This window comes from Pseudomonas sp. MS19 (assembly GCF_013277615.1).
In the GTDB taxonomy this organism is placed as follows: domain Bacteria; phylum Pseudomonadota; class Gammaproteobacteria; order Pseudomonadales; family Pseudomonadaceae; genus Aquipseudomonas; species Aquipseudomonas marincola.
In genome coordinates, this window is the sequence record NZ_VBTO01000020.1 from 1 (window position 1) to 21,892 (window position 21,892).

General features: G+C 57.9%; 16 protein-coding genes. 5 read left to right on the plus strand and 11 right to left on the minus strand.

The window, feature by feature from the left end:
• The 5 genes from FEZ62_RS19405 to FEZ62_RS19425 form a co-directional block, all read right to left on the minus strand.
• Positions 1 to 230 (minus strand): transposase domain-containing protein (locus FEZ62_RS19405; RefSeq protein ID WP_172929540.1); only part of this gene is annotated, 230 nt, incomplete at its 3' end.
• A gap of 212 nt (positions 231 to 442) precedes the next feature.
• Positions 443 to 1,756, minus strand: a complete 1,314-nt coding sequence (locus FEZ62_RS19410) for an OprO/OprP family phosphate-selective porin (RefSeq protein ID WP_172929498.1) — start codon at positions 1,754 to 1,756, stop codon at positions 443 to 445.
• A gap of 216 nt (positions 1,757 to 1,972) precedes the next feature.
• Positions 1,973 to 2,224 carry an anti-sigma factor gene (locus FEZ62_RS19415; RefSeq protein WP_069901510.1) on the minus strand — a complete coding sequence of 84 codons (252 nt, stop codon included), beginning with the start codon at positions 2,222 to 2,224 and terminating at the stop codon, positions 1,973 to 1,975.
• Positions 2,218 to 2,829: an RNA polymerase sigma factor gene (locus tag FEZ62_RS19420; protein ID WP_172929499.1), complete on the minus strand. Its 612-nt coding sequence runs from the start codon at positions 2,827 to 2,829 to the stop codon at positions 2,218 to 2,220. The genes FEZ62_RS19415 and FEZ62_RS19420 overlap by 7 nt, the downstream gene beginning before the upstream one ends.
• The gene (locus FEZ62_RS19425; RefSeq protein WP_345940457.1) at positions 2,829 to 3,950 is read right to left on the minus strand and encodes a beta-ketoacyl-ACP synthase III; all 1,122 of its coding nucleotides are present in this window, start codon (positions 3,948 to 3,950) and stop codon (positions 2,829 to 2,831) included. The genes FEZ62_RS19420 and FEZ62_RS19425 overlap by 1 nt, the downstream gene beginning before the upstream one ends.
• A gap of 611 nt (positions 3,951 to 4,561) precedes the next feature.
• On the opposite strand from FEZ62_RS19425, the gene FEZ62_RS19430 reads away from it, so the two are divergent.
• The 3 genes from FEZ62_RS19430 to FEZ62_RS19440 all read left to right on the plus strand — a co-directional run bounded on the left by FEZ62_RS19430 (position 4,562) and on the right by FEZ62_RS19440 (position 8,170).
• Positions 4,562 to 6,172, plus strand: coding sequence for an FMN-binding glutamate synthase family protein (locus tag FEZ62_RS19430; RefSeq protein WP_172929501.1), 1,611 nt, complete (start codon positions 4,562 to 4,564; stop codon positions 6,170 to 6,172).
• Positions 6,173 to 6,187: 15 nt separating this feature from the next.
• Complete coding sequence (locus FEZ62_RS19435; RefSeq protein WP_069901508.1) at positions 6,188 to 6,799, plus strand: LysE family transporter; 612 nt, start codon at positions 6,188 to 6,190, stop codon at positions 6,797 to 6,799.
• A 165-nt stretch (positions 6,800 to 6,964) separates the two neighbouring features.
• Positions 6,965 to 8,170 carry an MFS transporter gene (locus FEZ62_RS19440; protein WP_150548664.1) on the plus strand — a complete coding sequence of 402 codons (1,206 nt, stop codon included), beginning with the start codon at positions 6,965 to 6,967 and terminating at the stop codon, positions 8,168 to 8,170.
• A gap of 155 nt (positions 8,171 to 8,325) precedes the next feature.
• Here FEZ62_RS19440 and zapA read toward each other — a convergent pair whose 3' ends face one another.
• The 6 genes from zapA to FEZ62_RS19470 all read right to left on the minus strand — a co-directional run bounded on the left by zapA (position 8,326) and on the right by FEZ62_RS19470 (position 17,762).
• Entirely contained in the window at positions 8,326 to 8,631 is a 306-nt protein-coding gene (gene zapA / locus FEZ62_RS19445) for a cell division protein ZapA (protein WP_069901506.1), read from the minus strand.
• Positions 8,628 to 8,873 carry a hypothetical protein gene (locus FEZ62_RS19450; protein WP_069901505.1) on the minus strand — a complete coding sequence of 82 codons (246 nt, stop codon included), beginning with the start codon at positions 8,871 to 8,873 and terminating at the stop codon, positions 8,628 to 8,630. The genes zapA and FEZ62_RS19450 overlap by 4 nt, the downstream gene beginning before the upstream one ends.
• A 212-nt stretch (positions 8,874 to 9,085) precedes the next feature.
• Entirely contained in the window at positions 9,086 to 11,992 is a 2,907-nt protein-coding gene (locus FEZ62_RS19455; RefSeq protein WP_172929502.1) for an HD domain-containing phosphohydrolase, read from the minus strand.
• Between the two features lie 198 nt (positions 11,993 to 12,190).
• Complete coding sequence (locus FEZ62_RS19460) at positions 12,191 to 12,631, minus strand: HIT family protein (RefSeq protein WP_172929503.1); 441 nt, start codon at positions 12,629 to 12,631, stop codon at positions 12,191 to 12,193.
• A 97-nt stretch (positions 12,632 to 12,728) separates the two neighbouring features.
• The gene (hrpA, locus tag FEZ62_RS19465; protein ID WP_172929504.1) at positions 12,729 to 16,703 is read right to left on the minus strand and encodes an ATP-dependent RNA helicase HrpA; all 3,975 of its coding nucleotides are present in this window, start codon (positions 16,701 to 16,703) and stop codon (positions 12,729 to 12,731) included.
• A gap of 159 nt (positions 16,704 to 16,862) precedes the next feature.
• Positions 16,863 to 17,762 (minus strand): LysR family transcriptional regulator, encoded by a 900-nt coding sequence (locus FEZ62_RS19470; protein WP_172929505.1) that lies wholly within the window; start codon positions 17,760 to 17,762, stop codon positions 16,863 to 16,865.
• A gap of 103 nt (positions 17,763 to 17,865) precedes the next feature.
• Here FEZ62_RS19470 and FEZ62_RS19475 point away from each other — a divergent pair, with 103 nt between their 5' ends.
• On the plus strand, positions 17,866 to 19,407 hold the full coding sequence (locus FEZ62_RS19475) for an NADH-quinone oxidoreductase subunit L (protein ID WP_172929506.1): 1,542 nt from the start codon (positions 17,866 to 17,868) through the stop codon (positions 19,405 to 19,407).
• The gene (locus tag FEZ62_RS19480) at positions 19,404 to 21,851 is read left to right on the plus strand and encodes a DUF2309 domain-containing protein (protein ID WP_172929507.1); all 2,448 of its coding nucleotides are present in this window, start codon (positions 19,404 to 19,406) and stop codon (positions 21,849 to 21,851) included. The genes FEZ62_RS19475 and FEZ62_RS19480 overlap by 4 nt, the downstream gene beginning before the upstream one ends.
• The last annotated feature ends 41 nt before the right edge of the window (positions 21,852 to 21,892 follow it).

Genomic DNA, 21,892 nt, shown 5'->3' on the forward strand with positions numbered 1-21,892 from the left:
GCGCAAATATTTAGGCGTCTAGCGACCTCATGCACAGGCTCATCACGAAACAGAGCCATACCTAGTACAAGCCAAAGCACTTGGTCGCTGGGTAGGCGTCGCCGACGTATCGTCGCTTGCGCCGAAAGATTGAGTGCGCTGGCTACCCATTCCACTGGGATGTTTTGAGTGAAGGTGCTTAGGTCGGAGAAGTTGAAAAGATCGCCGAGGTCGAGCAATTGCTGCTGAATGGGCATAAAAAATCCGATACCAGAAAACTGGTATCGGATTTTCTTTAAACCCCGACCTAGATACAAATGCTTAAGTGAACAGCATTACGCTTGAGAGCGAGGCTTAAAAGAGCACCAATTGTTGCTCTGCGTCGAGACCTGCGCAGACAGTCGTTACGCAGGTCAACATGAGCCGCAAGGGCTCATGCGTCGATCACTCGTACTAACGTGGCTTAGAACACGTATTGCATGCGCATTACGAACGCATCGCCATCATCGTCGCCAGCGGCGTTTTGGATGTTGTCGGTGTTGAGCATTGCGTAGTTGGCAGCAACTTTGACCGCTTCAGTGGCGTACCAGTTAAGGCCCACAGTGTGGATGCTGGCTTCGGTATCGCCGACCTGACGGGTAGCAGTCGAGGTTACTACGTTGCCATCATCGACATTGATGTGGTCGTAGCGGTAGAACACTTCCCAGGCGCCGAGTTGCTTGTCTTCAGGCTTAACGATGTCGAACTTGGCGCCATCGAGCTTGTAGCCGCGAGACTCACCAGTAAGGGTGTAAGCCACCTGACCGTAGTAACCGTCGGTGTCGATGTCTTTGATCGCCGCGCTATCGGCTTTCAGGGTGCGGGTCAGGTATTCACCCTGAGCCGAGAAAGGACCCATTGCCCAGGCCAGTTCAGCGCCCCAGACCGAATCACTCTCAAAGTCACCGGCAACGCCCTGGAAGCCGCCGAATACCGCACGGTTGCCATTGGTACCGGCATCGTTACCGCCGTTGGTGGAAACACCGCGCACGGTCAGACGTGGACGAATACGGCCATCGACAGCTGTGTCTTCAAGGTCACGGTTGGCGTAGTTGACACCCACATGCAGGACATTACCTGCCTCTGCCATCGGCGCGAATACACCGCGCAAGTTGAACTGCTTGACGCTGTCGCCATCGGTATCGTTGGCGTCTTTGGCGCTGATACCGCCCGACAGCCAGAACATGTCACCGGCAACGCCACTGGCTTGAGCGCCAAGGCCGTTTTCGTGGCCGTTCACCCAGTCAGCCACTTCATAGGCTGCGTTACGCTCGATGGCGGTGATCGACTTGGAGCTGGTGGCTTTTTCCAGACCAAAGTCCGGATCGAAACGGCCAAATTTCAAGTTAAATGGTTTGAAACCGGTGTAGGCAATCGACGCTTCATCGAAGTAGCCGTCATCCGAGTTGCCGGCGTTGTGCGCGAAGTCGTAGCTGATAGCGTACTTCCAGTCGGTGTAAGCAACACCGCTGATTTCCAGGAATGCGCGACGGAAGTAGGCTGCGTCTGCGGTTTCACCGTTTTTGGTGTAGAAACCATCGAAGCGGCTGTAGTCGGCTTGCAAACGGCCGCCCAGCTTGAAGCTGAATTCTTTGTCGGTAGTGGCTACTTCAAGACCGCCTTTGGTTTTGACAACAATGTCAGCCCCGTCAGAAGTCACAGTGCCGGCGAATACTTGCGTGGAAACAGCCATTGCCAGAGCGGTGGCAGCGACACCGGCGAAGTGCTTACAGATCATCGAAAAATTCCCCTATGGACTTTTAGTCGTAAAACACACGAGTGTTTGAGCTCGTTTGTGTGGGGGAATCTTGGCGGTGGGATATGTCAGCTCGGTTGCTGATATATAAAGATTTTGTGACAACGGAACTTTTTTTACTTCGAATACTTATAAGCAGCTATAAGCACCCGCGACCGCAACCCGCGAGCAGTAGCGGCTATCGAGCAATGGCGCAGATTAACTCTGATGATTACCGCGCTGCTTCCCTTGTCGGATTTCAGACAAGCGAGCAGCCAGCGAATCAAGTGCGGCAGACTCCTCAACAGGGAGCCTGCGCACAACAGCCTGAGAAAGGCGCATGTGTTTGATGAAGCGGCGACAGTTGATGCACATGAGCAAATGCGTGCGCATGGAAATTCGCGTTCGCAGACTCATTCTGTTGTCGAGCAAGTCGCCCGAACGCTCAACCAGTTGCTTGCAAGTCAGCATTTACCTGTTTCCTCAAAATGCTCCAGGGTCGCGAACACTTTAAGGCGCGCCCGGTGTAGTAGTACCCGAACATTTGAGAGCGATATATCAAGAAGATTACAAATTTCTTCCAACTCCAAGCCTTGTCGCTCACGCAGCAATAACACACTGCCCTGAGAGGCCGACAGACTTACCAATGTTTTTTCCAGGCACTCGCGGAGTTCGCCCTCCATGAGCAGCTGCTCGGGAGTATCCTGATGCCACGCATGCGGGGCCAGTAACCAGTGGCCATCATCAGCAAAATGCTCATCGCCGATAGTGCCATGCGGGCCGGGCAGGTCGTCAATCAGAACCTCCCGGCGATTATGCTTCAACCGAGTTTTAGCTGTATTGGCGGTGATGGTCAGCAACCAGGTCTTGAGGCTCGAGCGCCCCTGAAAACCCTCGAGATTATTGACCACAGCCAGCCATGCATCCTGGACGACTTCATCCGCATTACGGCTGCCCACAATAGCAAACGCAACCGCGCGCATTGCCCCCTGATAGGTGGCAACTAACTCCCTGTATGCTTTTTGCTCGCCCGACAGAAGCCGTGCGAGTAAAGCGCTATCGTCCGGATAATTCATCAAATTTTGCGCAAAATCACACTACCAATCGAGTAGCCTGCGCCAAACGAGCTCAGCACACCCAGCGACCCGACCGGCAGATCATCCTGATATTTATGCAGAGCAATCACCGAGCCTGCAGAGCTGGTGTTGGCATAGGTGTCGAGAATAACTGGCGCCTCACCTGGCTCGGCATCACGGCCCAGCAACTTGCGCGCAATCAGCAGGTTCATGTTGAGGTTGGCCTGGTGCAGCCAGAATCGCTTAACGTCATTGACGCTCAACTCGTTCTCTTCAAGGTGGGCAGCAATCAATTCAGCCACCATCGGGCAGACATCTTTGAATACCTTGCGGCCTTCCTGCACGAACAGTTTGTCGCGGGCGCCCTGGCCCTCTTCTGCTGCGCGGTTGAGGAAGCCAAAGTTGTTGCGGATGTTGTTGGAGAACTGAGTCAGCAATTTGGTGCCAACAATATCGAACTGGTAGGCGGAAGTTGCCTGATCCTTGCGCTCGATAATCACGGCAGTCGCTGCGTCACCAAAGATGAAGTGGCTGTCGCGGTCGCGGAAGTTCAGGTGTCCGGTGCAGATCTCCGGGTTAACCATCAGGATCGCGCGAGCCTGCCCCAACTGAACGCTGTTTGTCGCAGCCTGAATGCCGAACGTTGCCGACGAGCAGGCGACGTTCATGTCATAGCCGAAGCCCTGAATGCCCAGCGCCGCCTGAACTTCGATGGCAACAGCCGGATAGGCACGCTGCAGGTTCGAGCAGGCGACAATCACGCCGTCGATGTCGGCAGCGGTTTTACCCGCACGCGCCATAGCTTCCTGAGCGGCGCCAATGGCCATCTCGCAAAGAACGCCCCACTCATCATTTGTGCGCTCGACAATCCGCGGCACCATGCGCTGCGGATCAAGGATGCCGTCTTTGTCCATGACGAAGCGGCTCTTGATGCCCGATGCTTTCTCGATGAATGCACTGCTGGATTCAGTGAGTGGCTGCAATTCACCGCGGGCAATGGCATCGCTATTGTCCGCGTTGTATTGGTTTACATACGTATTGAATGATTCAACCAGCTCGTCGTTGGAGATGCTATTAGCCGGGGTATAAAGGCCGGTACCGCTAATGACGACGTTATGCACGGTCATTCCTCTAGTTCACTGCCGCTCAGGCGGCCAATTATGCATACACCCGCAGTTGGCAGACCGCAGGTACTGTATTTTTCATGCTGGCCAAATTGTTGGTTCCAGCGCTATACAACAGAGTGTGCCACAGCCAGAGCCTTGAAGCCTCGTAGCCTGTAGAGCAAATATGACAATTACGCGCATTTCAGCCCCCCCCGCCCCGCTCAACCTGAGCAGGACCAAGCCGTGTCAACTTCTCTGCAACGATGCGGCAAAGAGCTGAACCTTTGTGTTCAGGGCACGCTCACCTCTGAAGCAGGGTACTTATATGACCACTTTAGCCAACAACTATCAGCGCGGAGCCCTGAGATTTATCAGGCCCATACATTGCGGGCATAACGCCAGCACTTAAAAGCTGTCTAGTTTTATCCATGCAGGGTGCAAGGTCAAATTAACCCGACGGGCCATCGAACAGACCAATGCGGACTTATACCGAACTATCAGTTGGTCAACTGCTGCAACAAGCCCTGAATGCTGGCACTCCAAAAGGCCTGATTTTCCCTACGGGATAACTTGAGCGCTTATTTCGGGTTACATTCAGGGCCATGAGCCGCTATCAGGAAACCAGCATGAATTTTTCACTACTCAGCCGTTACGCATTCTTTGCATCCTGCGTTTTATTCACCCTTATCAGCCTGGCATTTTTGGATCACCACTGGATGTGGCCACTGACGCTGATCGGCGCTGCACTGAGCGCAGTGGGCATTGTTGATTTGCTGCAAACGCGTCAGGCGGTGCGCCGCAACTATCCCATTCTGGGCAATATTCGGTACTTGGTCGAAACCATTCGCCCCGAGATTCGCCAATACCTGCTGGAAGCGGACAACGACCAATTACCTTTCTCGCGGTCGCAGCGCTCGCTGGTCTATGCACGCGCCAAAAATCAGGGGGCCGATAAGCCCTTTGGCACGCTGTTGGATGTATATGAGACCGGCTTTGAATTTATCAGCCACTCAATGCGCCCTGCTCCGCTCGTGGACCCGAGCAATTTTCGCATCGACATTGGCGGCCCGCAGTGCACTCAGCCCTACTCGGCCTCGCTGCTGAATATCTCTGCCATGAGTTTCGGCTCGCTCAGCGCCAACGCCATTCGCGCACTGAACAAGGGTGCAAAGCTCGGTAATTTCGCCCACGACACCGGTGAGGGCAGTATCAGTGCCTATCACCGTGCTCACGACGGCGACCTGATCTGGGAGCTCGGCAGTGGCTACTTTGGTTGCCGCAGCAGCGACGGTCAATTCGACCCGGAGCGGTTTGCCGCTCAAGCCACCTCGCCACAGGTTCGGATGATCGAGATCAAGCTCAGCCAGGGCGCCAAGCCGGGCCATGGCGGTATTCTGCCGAAGCACAAGATCACCGTTGAGATATCCGAAACCAGGGGTATTCCAATGGATGAGGACTGCATTTCCCCTTCTCGTCACAGCGCGTTTTCGACGCCTGTCGAGCTGCTGGAGTTCATCGCCAAACTGCGCGATCTCTCGGGTGGCAAACCGGTCGGCTTCAAGCTTTGCCTGGGGCATCCATGGGAATTCATGGGCATCGCCAAAGCCATGCTCGAAACCGGAATCATGCCCGACTTCATTGTCGTCGATGGCAAGGAAGGCGGCACCGGCGCGGCGCCCGTGGAGTTCACTAACCATATTGGCTTGCCGCTGCGTGAAGGCCTGCTGTTCGTCCACAACACACTGGTCGGCATCGGCCTGCGCGACAAGATCAAGATAGGCGCCAGCGGTAAAATCATCAGCGCCTTCGACATCGCCCGCGTACTGGCGTACGGCGCCGACTGGGCCAACTCGGCGCGCGGTTTCATGTTCGCCATCGGCTGTATCCAGAGCCAGTCGTGCCACACCAACAAATGCCCGACAGGTGTCGCTACGCAGGATCCACTGCGCCAGCGCGCACTGGTTGTCGAAGACAAAGCCGAACGCGTGCACAGCTTCCACCGCAATACCCTGCACGCCTTTGCCGAGATGCTGGCGGCGGCAGGCCTTGATCATCCGGCGCAACTCGAAGCACGCCACTTGGTGCAACGTATGTCGGCGAACGAAATCAAGCTACTATCGCAACAGCACCTGTTCCTCAAGCCAAACGAACTGCTCGGCGAGCAAAATTGCGGCGAGTTCTACCAGCGCATGTGGCAATTGGCCCGCGCCGACAGCTTTGAGGCAGCAAACGTTTAAGACGGAGTCACGACGATGGCATTGCATGTTTGGCTGATTTATCTGGCGGCCGTTACCGGATTATCACTCACTCCCGGCCCGAACGGCCTGTTGGCGCTGACTCATGGCGCACTCTATGGCCATCGTCGAACCCTGTGGACCATCAGCGGCGGCGTGATCGGTTTTGTCGCGCTGATGGCCCTCTCTATGTTTGGCATCGGCGCCCTGCTGAACGCGTCGGCCAATGCGCTGATCATTCTTAAATGGATTGGAGGCGCTTACCTGATCTGGCTCGGTATCGGGCTGTGGCGGGCGCCGGCAATCAATCTGCAGGCTCCTCAGGGCCAGGCGTTGAAAAGCTCGAATGCGCTTTTTCGTCAAGGTCTGTTTTCGGCGGTATCCAACCCGAAAGTGATTCTGTTCTTCGGCGCGTTCCTGCCGCAATTCATTCAACCCAACGAAGACCTGCTGCTGCAATTTGCCGTTATGGCGCTGACGTTCGCAGTGGTAGAAGGCTGCATCGAGTATGTGCTGGCACATGCCGCTCACCGCATCCGCCCCTGGTTGCAGCGCCGTGGCAAAGCCTTCAATCGTTGCTGCGGCGGTCTGTTTGCGGCAATGGGCGCTGCACTGCCGCTGACTCGTTAATGGCAAAGAGCGGCCACTTCGGTTGCTCCAACCGTTAGTCAAGTCAAGATCACTAATAACGCATAACAACGTAAAGCATGGTCGTAGAGCGGTTCTGCACTTACTTTCAGGGATAAAGCGGCCGATAATGCCGCGCCCGAAAAAGCCGTCTGCGGAAACCTGTTTATGTCCCAAGTCTCACCCGAATCCCCGTCGCGCCTCAGCACACGCGCCATCATATTAATTGAGTTAGCGCTTGCGCTCGGTGGCTTCGCGATCGGCACCGGTGAGTTTTCGATCATGGGCTTAATGCCCAATGTCGCGCAGGACTTATCGATTACAGAACCGCAGGTCGGCAACGTCATCAGCGCCTATGCGCTGGGTGTAGTGGTTGGCGCGCCGATTCTGGCAATTGTCGGCTCGCGCTTGTTGCGCAAACATCTGTTACTGCTGTTGATGGGCATCTTTGCGGTCGGCAACTTTGCCAGCGCCTTCGCGCCCGACTATCACTCGCTGATGATTGTGCGCTTCTTTGCCGGCCTGCCGCACGGCGCCTACTTTGGCGTTGCCATGCTGGTCGCGGCCTCAATGGCGCCACCGCATAAACGCGCCAAGGCCGTCAGCCGTGTACTCATGGGCCTGACCATTGCCATATTGGTTGGCAACCCCATCGCGACCTGGTTGGGCCAAGTGCTCAGCTGGCGGTATGCGTTTGCGTTGGTCGGCTTGATCGCCCTCATGACCGTCATCATGGTCGCGATATTCATGCCGCTGGACAAACAACAAGCGCGCAGCAATCCGCTGTCGGAAATGCGCGCGTTTAATCGCCCGCAAGTCTGGCTCGCGTTGGCCATTGGCTCTGTCGGATTTGCCGGCATGTTCTGCGTGTTCAGCTACATGGCGCCAACGCTGCTCGAAGTCACCCATCTCAGCGCCAACTGGATTCCCTTCGCGCTAGCCGCGTTTGGTCTGGGCGGCATTGTGGGTAACATTGCCGGCGGCTGGCTGTTCGATAAGTTGCAATTCAAAGCCGTGGCCTGGCTGTTGCTGTGGAGTGCATTGGTGCTGATGCTGTTCCCGTTTGCCGCGCATTCGGTGTGGACTGTGTTCCCGGCCGTGTTTGCTGTCGGCACTATGGTGTCGCTGTCTCCAGCGCTGCAAACTCACCTGATGGACGTCGCGCATGGCGCACAAACGCTGGCAGCCGCCTCCAACCATGCGGCATTCAATATCGCCAATGCCCTTGGCCCATGGCTCGGCGGCCTGGCGATCAGCGCCGGTTACGGTTGGACCTCAACCGGTTACATAGGCGCCGCCACGGCACTGGCCGGTTTGCTGATATTTTTCTGGGCATGGAAAGTTGAAAAGGATGTCGCTCAGGCCAAGGCCTGAGCGCTCCAGACCGCGACTTAGCCGCTGGTGTAAGCAGTGGCTAAGCAGCGCGGTTTTACCATTTGAGTCACAACCGTTGCGGTTCGCTCTGGCTGGCAGGCCAATAATCATCGGCAATTAACCGCTATTGGCAAACTGCCAACGCGGCAAATAGATCAAGCTTCGCGAATCAGGCTGTTCAGCCCGGCCACACGCTCGTTGATCTGCGCTTCCAACGCCTCGATCTGCGCCTGATGTTGCGCTTGCAGCTCGATTTGCTGGGCACACAGTTTCAACGCGGCGAGCACCAACAGTTTCTCGCCCACCAGAGTGGGTGAAGCCTGCTTGGTTTCGGCCAATAGCTTTTTCAGCATCAGCGCCGATTCGCTAAGCGCCTCAGCTTTACCTTCTGCTGTTTTGATGCTGTATTCACGCCCCAGAATATTGATTACCGAGACGTTCTCTTCGCGCATGCGATTCATTGATTAGGCGCAGCCTCTGCTGATTGACCGGCGCGGGCCAACTCGACCAGCGCCTGAATCCGCGCGGCTGTGGCTCCGTGTAATTCTTCTTGCTCAAGGGCAGCTAGCTGCAACGTCTCGTTTTCTTCCTTGAGGGTCTGCAACTCTTTGGTCAGCGTCGCATTGCTGCCCTGAAGCGTTTTATTCTCTTGCAAAAGAGCACCGACAAGCTGTTCCAACTGACTTAAATTGTTTTCTAACATAATGATTACTCAGGTCTTTTGCACGGGCCGCGACAATAAAGAAAACTCGCCGAAGAAGCCATACACCTGCGGCCCTTTGACCCTATAAAAACAGATGAATGCCCTCGCGTTGCTCAGCGCTTGCTGAAAACATCGCCGGTGAGTCAGTTAACGAGTCTGCTCCGACCCGCCGCCTGCCCCCGAGTTCAATTGCAACAAACGCCAGTTGCTGCTCAGGCTTGGTCGGTGCGGTTTTCAGGTAAAAAGGCCATCAAGTCGCGACAATCGATTTGCTCCGGGGCCAGGAATCGGTCCGCGTAACGCATACATGCGCCAGAGCGAATGAATATACTCAGCAAATTGGCGTCCAGATGCCCATCTGCGCACATCCCCGACATGATACGTAGCGCTTGCGACAGGGTTTTGCTCGGTTTGTAAGGCCGGTCACGCGCGGTCAACGCTTCGAAGACATCGGCAATCGCCATCATCTTGGCCTGCGGGCTGAGTTGCTCGCCGGTTAAACCGCAGGGATAGCCCTTGCCATCGATGCGTTCGTGATGGCCGCCCGCAATCTCCGGAACCTGCTCAAGCCCATGCGGAAACGGCAAGGCATTGAGCATCTTGATGGTTTGGATGATGTGCTCGTTAATCTTGTAGCGCTCTTCCTCGGTCAACGTGCCACGGCGTATCGACAGGTTTTTCAGCTCGCCCCGATCATACAAATACTCGGGCACCTGCATGTTGAAACCGAAGCGGTTGTCGGGGTCGAGACAATCAGCCGCCGGCCGGGCAATTTTGTGTTCCGGACGGTCCGCCAGCAAATCCTCCCACACCGGCAACTCGACCACGGGTTGCGCCTCTTTACGTACGCGCTCCTCGCCGGAAATACCCAGACGATCATCCAGCGTGCGCAGCCAGCGGCGCTTGGCGATGGCCTGCAACCGCTGCAATTGTTCCTCACCTAAAAACTCGCTACCGGTGTTGCAGCGAGCTATAAACGCAAACTCTTCATCCAGTTGCTGCCACTGCGCATCTCGCGCGGCGATGGCCTCGGCACGGTCAGCGCCAGCGTTCAACGCCTCCAGATAATCGATCTGCGCATCACGCTTGAGCACCTCGAAACGCAGGCGTATTTCATGAATCCGGTCGTAGATTGTCTCAAGCTTGGTGGCCTTATCGACCACATATTCGGGCGTCGTCACCTTGCCGCAGTCGTGCAGCCACGCGCCGATGTGCAGCGCATGCCAGTCATCATCGCTCATATCAAATTGCGCATAGGGTCCCTGCGTCTCGGCACAGGCCGCCTCGGCCAACAACTTGGCGGCCTCCGGCACACGCTCGCAATGGCCGCCGGTATAAGGGCTCTTGGCATCGATTGCGCTGGCGACCAACTGGATCAATGACTCGAACAACGCTTTCTGCTGCCCGATCAAACCCCGCGTTTCAAGGGCCACGGCAGCGAACCCGGCTAACGCTTCGATGAAGCTGATGTGTGCATTATCCAAGGCCTGCTCAAGGAACAGCACCAGCGCCCCAACGGCCTGCCCCTTGCGGTTGAACAGCGGCACCGTCAGTGAAGCGCTGGCCGGCAAGCCAAGTTGGCGGCAGTGCTCGGCATTATCCTGGGAGTGGATCGATTGCTTGCGAGCAATGGCATCCGTCACCGAAAACATCAGCACAGCGCTGTCCAGCTTATAAAACTTCAGCGGGCAGGTTTCCCAGAGCCCATCGGCCAGGCGCAATGATTCAACACCATCAACCGCCGTGCGCACATAGAGCAACCCACCGCGCGCATGCGAGGCCTCAGTCGTTGCGCGCAAAAGGGTTGCCATTAAATGCTCGAAATCGGCATCGCCGTTCAAGCGGGTAATGATGTCAATGAACCCGGCCAATGTATCGCGGCTGGCTGAGAGCGCAGCATTAAGCTGCTGCATCTCGTAGATTTCGCTTTTAACGTCATCCGCACGGGCAAAATCGAAGAAGCGCAGGCGTTCAGCCCGGCGGGTCAACCTGATGATCGGCTCGGTAACAGCACGTGACAGCCAAATGGCCAACGGAATGCTCAGCAGCAAGATCGCCAGGGTTTCCAGAAACATCCGATCACGAACCGAGCGCACCTCAGAGAGCAGATCATCCTTGGGCACTGCAGCGCCAAGGTAAATGTTTGAGGTGCCGGTATTAGGCAGGCGAACCAACTCAACCCGCCATTCTTTATCATTTAGAACACGCTCTTCGAGGGCGACATCTTGTTCCTGCGCCGCTTCCAACTGGTCGAGCAAACGCGCAAAGGTGCTCATTACAGGTTTTTTCAGAGTACTCAAACGCGGCGCGTGAGTGGGCCTGCGGTCATACAGATCGGGGTCGTTACTGGCCAATATCTGGCCTTGGCGGTTGACCAGCACCATCCTTGCATTGGGCGTCAGCTGGCTGCGGATCAGGCTTTCATCCAGCAGCCTGTAGTTCAGATCGGCGCCCACCACCAACTGGTCATCATCGGACGCCTTGGCGATCGTGATACCCGCCGTATCCTTCAGATAAAACCGGTAAGGCCGCGTGCGAATCATCTGGTCGACGCTTATCGCCTGCTTAAACCAGGGGCGCTCACGCGGGTCATAATTCTCGACGCCACGCGCGGGCACACGCATTATTTCGCTGAGATCGGCACGCAAATACACGGTTTGCAGATTCGGTACATCGGCCCTGCGCACAAAATTCTGCGAAACATACACCGTCCCGGGCGGGGCCGTTTCTCGCGCCGGCGGATCGGCATGGACCAATTCCGCCAGCGACAAGTAATTACCCTGGTTGTCTGCGTAGTAGAAAGAAATCGCCGCAGGAGCTGCCCGCAACGCTGCCTGCAGCATGGGCAGCGCGCGCATACGAGCGGTCTCGTCGGGGGCCCGTAAAAAATCGGTGAGCACCAGCAGGCTCAAACCTTCGCGTACCGTCGAGAGCAGGTAATGGAACTCGACAGCGGTGTCTTCCGCGGCGTTATAGGTTTGTTCGAGGGATTTATCGTAGACAGTCTGAACCGTGCGCTCATACGAACGCACGGCAATGGTCGCACCCACTGCGCTAACCAGCACGACCATTGCGCACACAGCATAAGTGCGCAGCGACCATCCTCTGAACTTGAGCATACATATCCCTTGTTAGCCTTGCGGCTGAGCGTGTGCGCCGGAGTAAAAGTATCCGAAGCGGCTGGATTGATCGCGCCCTGTTACAGCCCCGGCAACAACCAGCGTGTTGCTGCTAGAACAATAGACAAACTTCAGGCAACTGTTCAGACGAGCTGACGATACAAGCAGCAATGTTGCTGCCTGCATCGAAGGATAGCCTCAGAGGGCGGCGATACGCTGCTGCAATCGCGCCTGCAGCGCTTCCAGCTCAGCCTTGTCGGCCATCTTGCTGGCATGAATAGCCAGGTCTTCGCCGGCAAATCTTGGAATCACGTGAAAGTGCAGATGGAAAACCGTTTGTCCGGCTGGCGCCCCGTTGAACTGGGCGATCTGAACCCCCGCGGGCTCAAGCTCGTCGGTGAGTACCTGCGCGAGACGCTGAACCACGCTAATCAACTGGCTGAGTTTTTCCGGCTCGATATCCAGCAGATTACGCGCTTCGACGTGCTTCGGAATCACCAGGGTATGGCCGTATGACTGCGGGAACAGATCCAGGAACGCCAACACATCATCATCTTCGTAAATCTTGTAGCACGGTGCATCGCCACGAATGATTTTGGCAAAAATGTTTTCTGAATCGTAACTGCCATGCAAGCTCATTTAGGCGCTCCTTAATCGATGGATGGAGATTCAAACATACCGGTTTGGACACAACGGCCCAAGCCTATTAATGGGTCAGACATGTCTGCCTGATTGCTCAGGCCTCGACATTGTTCCATTGCTTGCTCAGGCGCTTCTCAGACACCGGAATCTTGGTTCCCAGTTGTTGGGCAAACAGCGAGACACGGTATTCCTCCAGCATCCAGCGATAGAGCAGCAATTGCTCGTCGCGCTTACCCTCCTGCAGATGCTTGGCCAGCCGGGCACTGTATTGCTGCCAACATTGCGCCAGCTCGCCACTCCAGACCCGGTCGCGCTGCACTTGCGAGCCGAGTTTATCCAGGCGCTGCTCTATCGCCCGCAAGTAGCGCGGCAGCTCTTTAAGCCACGTCGCCGGGGTTTCGCGAACAAAACCGGGATAAACCAGGTTGGCCAGCTGCTGCTTGATATCGTTCAGGGCAATGGCCTGGGCCAGATCAATCTTGCCCTTAAAGCGCTTTTGCAGGCTGTGGTAAAGCTTGAGAATTTCCAGCACCAGCCTGGCCAAACGCTCGGCATGCTCGACCCAGTCGCCACGCTTGCTGGCCAATGCAGCCAGCGCCGCACCGTCACGCGGTAACGGCTGCTGCCCTTCAAGCATGCAGCTGTCGAGACTGGCTAACAAAATATCTTCAACCAACGCATCAACCCGACCCAGCTCGCGGTACAACAGCCCCAGCTCGGTCAGGCCAGGCAATTTGCCGCGCAGGAACTTGGCCGGTTCTGCCAGTTGCTGCAGGAGCAAGCGTTGCAGTGCACGCCGATGCTGAAACTCAGCTTCGGCGGCTGTCGAGAAACGCCCTTCCTTGACGCTGCCAGCCTCTTCGACCAGCGCCGGATACACCGTCATGGTCAACCCGGCCACTTGATGCTGGGTCTTTTCGGCGACTTTGGCAAAGCCCTTGGCCTCGATTGGCTTGTCGGCTGTTTTGCTTTGCGGAATCGCCAGTGCAGCCTGGCTGGCTTCACTGAAGCGCGCCGTCAGCTCGGCCAGATCACGACCTTCGCCAAGCAACTTGCCACGGGTGTCCACCACCTCGATATTCATTCGCAGGTGGCTTTCAACAGCGCCAGCAGACTCGGCCCACGCCTCATCCGGCACGCGCGCGCCGGTCATGCGTTGTAACTCGCGGCCCAACGATTGCGGCAGGCTGCCCTCGCCAAAGGTGATCTTGCTGAGAGCGGCCGCCACAAAGTCCGGAACCGGCACAAAATTCTTGCGCAGCGCCTTTGGCAAACCCCGCACCAGCGCCATGCATTTGGCCTCAAGCAGGCCCGGCACCAGCCATTCGAGCCGCTCGGGCTGCAACTGCGGCAGCAACGGCGCAGGCACCCGTACCGTGACACCGTCACGCGGGTGGTTAGGCTCGAAGTGGTAACTCATGGGTAACTGCAAATCGCCCAATTGCAGGGTATCCGGATACAGGCTGGCCGTGACCTCCTTGGCATCACGCGCGAGCACATCTTCCTCGCGCATGATCAACAGCTGCGGGTTCTTCGCGCTTTCGCGCTTGTACCAGGACTCAAAGCTGGCGGTCTGATAAATATCCGCCGGAATGCGCGCATCGTAGAACGCGAACATCGCCTCTTCGTCCGCCAGAATATCCCGGCGCCGCGCCTTGGCTTCCAGTTCGTCGAGCTTTTCCAGCAGTTGGCGATTGGCGGACAAACAACGCGCCCGCGAGTTGATTTCGCCACCGACCAGGCCTTCGCGGATAAACAGTTCACGCGATACCACCGGCTCAATCGGGCCAAAGTGCACAGGCCTGCGCCCGACCACGATCATGCCGTACAGGGTGATTTGCTCGTAAGCCACCACCTGCCCGCGCTTCTTTTCCCAGTGCGGTTCAAAGTGATTTTTCTTGATCAGATGACCTGCCAGCGGCTCGATCCAGTCCGGCTCGATCTTGGCGACCATGCGCGCAAACAGCTTGGTGGTTTCGACCAACTCTGAGGCCATCAACCACTGCGGACGTTTGCGACCAATGCCAGACGAGGGATGAATCCAGAAGCGCCGTTGCCGTGCGCCCAGATAATCGCCATCTTCGGTCTTCTGCCCGATCTGGCTGAGCAAGCCTGCCAGAATCGCCTTGTGCAGCGTTTGATAGCCCACCGATTTTTCGGCCGCCGAAAGCTCCTCGCCCTCAGCAGCCTTGGCCTTGGCGGCAGCGGGTTTGTTCGCCGCCGGTTTGGCATTCAATTGCAGGTCGCGGCTGATCAACACCAACTGGCGATGAGCATCGCGCCATTCACGCAAGCGCAAATAGTTGAGGAAGTTCTTCCGGCACCAACTGCGCAAAGCACTTGAGCCCAACGCCTGACGCTGCTCCTCAAAGCCACGCCACAGATTGACCAGCGCGGCGAAGTCCGAGTCCACGTCCTTCCATTGCGCATGGGCCTGATCCGCTGCTTGCTGGCGGTCCGATGGACGCTCACGAGGGTCTTGCACCGATAGATTACTGGCAATGATCAGCACTTCATCGAGGCTACCCAACCGCGCGCCCTCAAGCACCATCCGACCCAGCCGCGGGTCAATCGGCAGACGCGCCAACTGGCGACCGAGCGCTGTCAGCTGGCCTTCACGGCTAACCGCCGAGAGTTCCTGAAGCAGGTTGAAACCGTCACTGATGGCCTTGCCATCTGGCGGCTCAATAAACGGGAACTGGTTAATCTCACCCAGTCGCAGATGCAGCATCTGCAGGATTACCGCCGCCAGATTGGTACGCAGAATCTCGGGATCAGTAAACTCAGGACGCGAGTTGAAATCTTCTTCGCTGTAGAGGCGGATACAAATCCCCGGCTCCACCCGCCCGCAGCGGCCTTTACGCTGATTGGCGCTGGCTTGCGAGATTGCCTCAACCGGCAACCGCTGGACCTTGGCGCGGTAGCTGTAACGGCTGATCCGCGCCGTGCCGCTGTCGATCACATAACGAATACCGGGCACGGTGAGCGAGGTTTCGGCAACGTTGGTGGCCAGAACGATTTTGCGCGCAGGCATCGGCTGGAAAATTTTCTGCTGCTCGGCCGGCGTCAGGCGCGCATAGAGCGGCAACACTTCGGTGTGTTTCAGATTGGCCTTGCGCAGCCAGTCGGCCGCTTCGCGGATCTCGCGTTCACCGGGCAGAAACACCAGCACATCGCCGGGCAATTTGCCTTCACTGCGCTCGAACGCAGCAATCTCATCAATGCTGGCGAGCAGCGCCTGATCGACAGACAAGTCTTCCTCGACCTGATTGCCCTCTTCGTCCTGCTCGGCGGCCAGCGGGCGGTACCAGGTTTCAACCGGATAAGTACGCCCAGACACTTCAACAATCGGCGCGTCGTTGAAGTGCTTGGAGAAACGCTGCAGGTCGATGGTCGCAGAGGTGATGATCAGCTTCAGATCGGGCCGACGCGACAACAAGGTTTTCAGGTAACCGAGCAGGAAGTCGATGTTCAGGCTGCGCTCATGCGCCTCGTCGACAATGATCGTGTCGTACTTTTCGAGATAGCGGTCATGCTGGGTTTCGGCCAGCAAGATACCGTCGGTCATCAGCTTGATCAGGCTGCGCTCGTTGCTCTGGTCTTCAAAACGCACCTGATAACCGACCAGCTCGCCCAGCGGCGTACCGATCTCTTCTGCCACTCGGGTTGCCACACTTCTGGCGGCCAAGCGGCGCGGCTGGGTATGGCCAATCAAACCATGCGTGCCGCGCCCCAGTTCCAGACAGATCTTCGGCAGCTGAGTGGTCTTGCCCGAGCCGGTTTCGCCGGCAATCACCACCACCTGATGTTTACTGATTGCCTGTTTGATCTCGTCGCGCTTGGCCGCAATCGGCAGCGCGTCGTCGTAACGCATCGGCGGCACGCTGAGCTTGCGTGCCTCAACCTTGGCACACGACTTCTGAAAACGCTCGAGCCACTGGGCCTGCTTCTGCTCATCGGGCTGCTTGCGCAACTCGTGCAATTGCCGGCGCAAACGATGCCTGTCGGCAATCATCGCCTGATCAAGGTTTTTCAGTAATGAGTCATAAGTCGGTGTGACGTCGGTCATCGGGCTATCGCGGCTGTCGTGTCTAGCCGTCAATTGTCGCAGATTTCCAGAGTTGGGTCAGGCCGCGATGGCACACACGTCTTGGATGCCCGATGTTGCGCAAACCAGCGCCCGCGCGATTACGTTTAACACTAGCGCGAGCATTGGTTTGGCGTCAGATCAGTGGGCTGGCCCGGTTGCCGGGTGTGAATGGGCAGACAACAGCTCGTCGAGCACGCCCAAATTGAAATGCCGCTGCAGGGTCACAGCGAAAAACTGCTCAGCGATCTGCGGAATTTCAGTGTAAAGCTCGAGCGCCCCTGCGCGTAATTCGTCCTGCACCACAACGGCCGGCAACAGCGCCACGTCACCGGAGTCCCGCGCCAGAAGGCGGAGCATGGCCATGTCGTCGACCTCGGCGCAGATCTGCGGGCGCAAACCACGGCTGTCGCAAAACAACTCGAACTGGCTGCGAATATCACTGCTGCGTCCCGGCACGATGAGCCGCACTTGCTGCAAATCGCGTTTCAGATCGAAAGGCTGCGCGCCGCTGCGAGGTGGGCCGACCAGGCAAACCGTTTGCCGGTCCAGCACCTGACAACGCCAGGAACGCTGGGCATCTGAACTGACCGCGGTGTTGCTCAATACGATGTCCAGCTTATGCAGCGCCAGTCGCTCCAACAACTCGCCAAGACTGCCCGACTCCAGCGTTATGAGCACATCACTGCGGCCCAAAAACGGCCGTAGCAAGTTCTCCTGAAAGTTACGCGAAAGGGTCGCAACCGCACCGATGCGTAGCTTCTGGTTGGCCTGCTGAGCGCCCTGCAAGGTCATCTGCAATTCGTTGCCAAGAGCAAAAATGCTTTCTGCGTAATCCAGCGCCAGCTGACCAGCCTCGGTAAGCAACAGGTTTCGGCCCGAGCGAATGAATAACGCATAGCCAAGTTGCTCCTCAAGGGCACGAATTTGCGTCGACAATGCCGACTGCGCGACATGCAGTGACTGCGCGGCGCGGGTCAGGTTGCCTTCCTTGGCGACGGCCCAAAAGTAATGCAGATGATGGAAATTCAGGCGGCGCATAATTCGTTCTTTATTAGAGATGATTATGTTCTATTCAATCTATTTTAATTAAAAATGCAACTGCTGGAAACTGAACCTGCCGATCACCCGCGGAGGTTCCCCGATGCAACACTTGCTCCCCCAATTGAGCGCCCTGCTCCCCTGGATTTACCTGCTGGCCATGTTGCCTGTGGCCTTGAGCCCGGCGCGCCTGGCGATTAACCGCCTCTGGTGGCCCGCACGACTGGCCGGTTACGCGGGATTTCTCGTGGTGCTCGCGGCTCTTTTTGAGGCGCTGTTGGTCGAGCGAGAAAGCGACCGTCTGGGACTGGCCATGGCCACGCTGATCAGCCTTTTGGCATTGGTCATCGTTGAATATTCGCGGCGCTATCTGGACGGCGAGCAAGGGCAGAAACGCTATATTCTGGCGCTGCTCGGCACATTGACGGCGGTAGCCGTGGTCGTCACCAGCCACGATGTATACGTGTTAATCGCGGCCTGGATCATTTCCAGCCTGTGCCTGCATCAACTCCTGACCTTCTACCGCGACCGCCCCATGGCTCAGGTTGTGGCCCACAAGAAGTTTCTCGCCAGCCGCCTGGCTGATCTCTGCCTGATCGCTGCAACCGTGCTGCTGGTGAACGCCAGCGGCGACAGTGCAATTGCAGTGATCCTCGATGAAGTCGCCGCACGCCTGCAAACAAGCGGCGCGCTGGGATGGGATTTGCAGCTGGCGAGTGTGTTACTGGTGCTGGCGGTAATACTCAAGTCCGCACAACTGCCGGTTCACGGCTGGTTGATTCAGGTGATGGAAGCGCCAACGCCGGTGTCGGCCCTGCTCCATGCCGGAGTGGTTAACCTTGGCGGTTTTGTCCTGCTGCGATTCGCGCCGTTGCTGTCCGCCGCGCCCGTCGCACACACTTTGCTCGTGGTTGTCGGCGGTCTGACCGCGGTGCTCGCTGGCCTGGTGATGATGACCCGCATCAGCATCAAGGTACGCCTGGCTTGGTCGACCTGCGCACAGATGGGCTTGATGCTCCTAGAGTGCGGTCTGGGGCTGTATGAATTGGCGCTGGTCCACCTGCTGGCACACTCGCTGTACAAGGCTTATGCGTTCCTCGAAGCCGGAGACACAGTTAGCCGTGCGCGGCAGCAGTCGCTGCAGCCGCGCAGCTCACCCGCAAAACCAAAGATCGCGCTTGTGGCGCTGGTTGTAGCTGGGGTTTGGTTGGCGCTGCTGCACGGCCTTTGGAGCACGCTGCTCCCTGCGCATCAGTTGCCGCTGATCGCGCTGGGCATTCTCACCATTGGTCTTGCTCCCTGGTGCATGCGCCTCAGCGGTGCGCTTTACAGCCTGACGACGCTGACGCTCTTGCTCGGCTGCTACCTGCTGTGGCACTCGGCCGCCGCGCACATTTTGGGCGCGAGCCCGGTAACGAGCGCGCTGCAACAATTCCTCGGCGTGTTTGCACTGCTGCTGTTTCTGGGCCTTTACGTCCTGCAAGCCTTGATTATGAGCCAACCAGACAGCGTGCTGGCTCGGCGACTCTATCCCTGGGCGTTTGCCGGCTTTTATCTGGATGAGCACTTTACCCGCCTGACCTTCCGCCTGTGGCCGATTACAAACCCACAGCCTGCTAAACCTGCAACTGGAGAAAGCCAATGACCGCGTTCGAACCGACTCCCTGCTCTAACAAGGCGGCGCTGCATGAAATTGCCCGGCAGGCCTGCGAACGCATTGCGCCGACTTGGCCGCTGGACCAGATGATTGCCGTCAACCCACTGTGGGAGCTGCGCGACCAGCCTTGGGCGCAAGTCGCTGAACAACTCTGGCGCCGCGCGGGTTCACGCCTGACCCTGAGTGCGGCCGACTACCGCGCTGCCTGGCAGAATGGCCAGATCAATCAACAGCACCTGACGCGGGCGCTGGCTGAAACGGCGCATACCTGGTCGCCTGAGCAGCTGTTGCAGTTTCTCGATCAGCCGGCTGAGTCCGCTCAAACCTTGCCACTGCTGGAAGACATGGCCAAAGCCGAGATCGCAGTGCCGGGCTGGCCCGCCTTGATCACCCAGCAAATCGGTCAAAGTTGCGCCGCCTGGTTCGACGAGAATCAGGCCGACTGGCATCCGCCGAAGAAGGCCAGCCTGTACCACGCCTGGCGTGAATCGATGCTGCAGGACCGTGGCTTGAGCGTGCTCAGTGCTTGCCGCTCGCTGGGCGCGCGAATTGCCGAGTTGCCAGAGGAGCCACAGGCTGCCCTTGAATCGGCGGTAGAGCATTTGGGCATAGCTGAACATGAGCTGAGCGAGTGGTTTGACTGCCTGTTGCTGCGCAACCTCGGCTGGGCATCGTGGTGTGCGTACAAGCGCTGGCAAGCCCGCCTCGGAGGGGGTGACGATCCTATTTTGCTAGACCTGCTGGCTATTCGCGCCGCTTGGGAATGGCTGGTTGACGACCGCCAGCGCGACGCTGACAGCGGCTGGAGCCAATGGCGCACTGCATGGCAAGCCGCACGCAAGCAGCCCCTCACAGCACAGTGGCAAGCGCTGCAAGTGTGGCAGCGGGCAGAAGAACTGGCCTGGCAAGAGCAGCTTCACGGCATGTTGCAGAACCCCGTCAAACCCTCGAGCGTGGTTGCGCCAATCGCCAAGGTGTATTTCTGCATAGATGTGCGCTCAGAGGTATTTCGCCGGGCCCTTGAACAAGCTTGCCCGCAAGTACAGACCGGTGGTTTCGCCGGCTTCTTCGGCCTGCCTGTCGCCTATACCCCGCTGGGCACGCAAGCGACACGTCCACAACTGCCGGGATTGCTGGCGGCGCAATTCACCGTGACAGACAGCAGCGGCAACACCGACCGTGACGCGGGTCTGGCCCGGCAGCGCAATTCGCGCCTGCAACGTGGCGGACGCTGGCAACTGTTTGAGCGCCTGCCCGCCTCGACATTCTCCCTGGTAGAAACATTGGGCCTGGGTTACGCCGGCGCTCTTCTGGGGCGCGCAGGTGGTTTCCTGTCACGCTCAGCCGCACCGGACAGCCACGCATTGCGGCCACGCGAGTGGCAACAGTTAAAGCCGTCTCTGCCGGTCATTCCACTGGAGCAGCGCACGAACGTGGCGGCGCGCATTTTGCGCGCGATGAGCCTCACGCAAAACTTTGCGCCACTGATCGTGCTGTTGGGGCACGCCAGCCAAAGCACCAACAACCCACAGGCCGCTGGCTTGGATTGCGGTGCCTGCTGCGGCCAGAGCGGCGAGGTTAACGCCCGATTGCTCGCGGACTTGTTGAATGATCCGCAGGTGCGCAAGGGTTTGCCCGACGAAGGCATTGAACTGCCCGACGACTGCCGCTTTCTGGCAGGGGTGCACAACACCACCACCGATGAGATTCGGGTATTTGACAGCGAAACGCTGGCCCAGCGTTTACAGCCTAACTGGCAGACACTGCGCCGGGCTTTGGATGATGCAGGCGCCCGTGCGCGGCGCGAACGGGCTGGTCTGTTAGGGCTTGAGAGCCTCAGCGAAAAACCGGCAAAGCTGCTCAGCAGCGTGCGCCGGCGTGGCACGGATTGGGCGCAGACCCGCCCAGAATGGGGTTTGGCCGGCAATGCCGCGTTCATCGCAGCGCCGCGCTCACGAACCCTTGGGCAGAACTTGCAGGGCCGCGCCTTCCTGCACGATTACGACTGGCAGCAGGACCCCAGCGGCAAGGTACTGGAATTGATCATGACCGCGCCGATGGTGGTGGCTAACTGGATCAATCTGCAGTACTTCACCTCCACCACCGACAACCTGCGCTTTGGTTGCGGCAACAAGGTATTGCACAACGTAGTCGGCGGACGAATCGGGGTATTCGAGGGCAATGGCGGCGATTTGCGCACCGGCCTGTCACTCCAGTCATTGCATGACGGCAAGCACTGGGTCCATCGCCCATTGCGCTTGACGGTGGTGATCGACGCGCCGCAGCGCATGATCGACAAGGTCATCGCCGAGCATGCCGTCGTCCGCGATCTGGTGGTCAATGGCTGGCTGCATCTGCTGCGAATAGACAGTTATCGCAGCGACATCTGGGAACGTCGCACAGCTGAAGGCTGGCAGCCGCTGCCTCGTTGAAAAAACAGGACCGCGCCGCCGTGCGCGGTCCTGCTCAGACG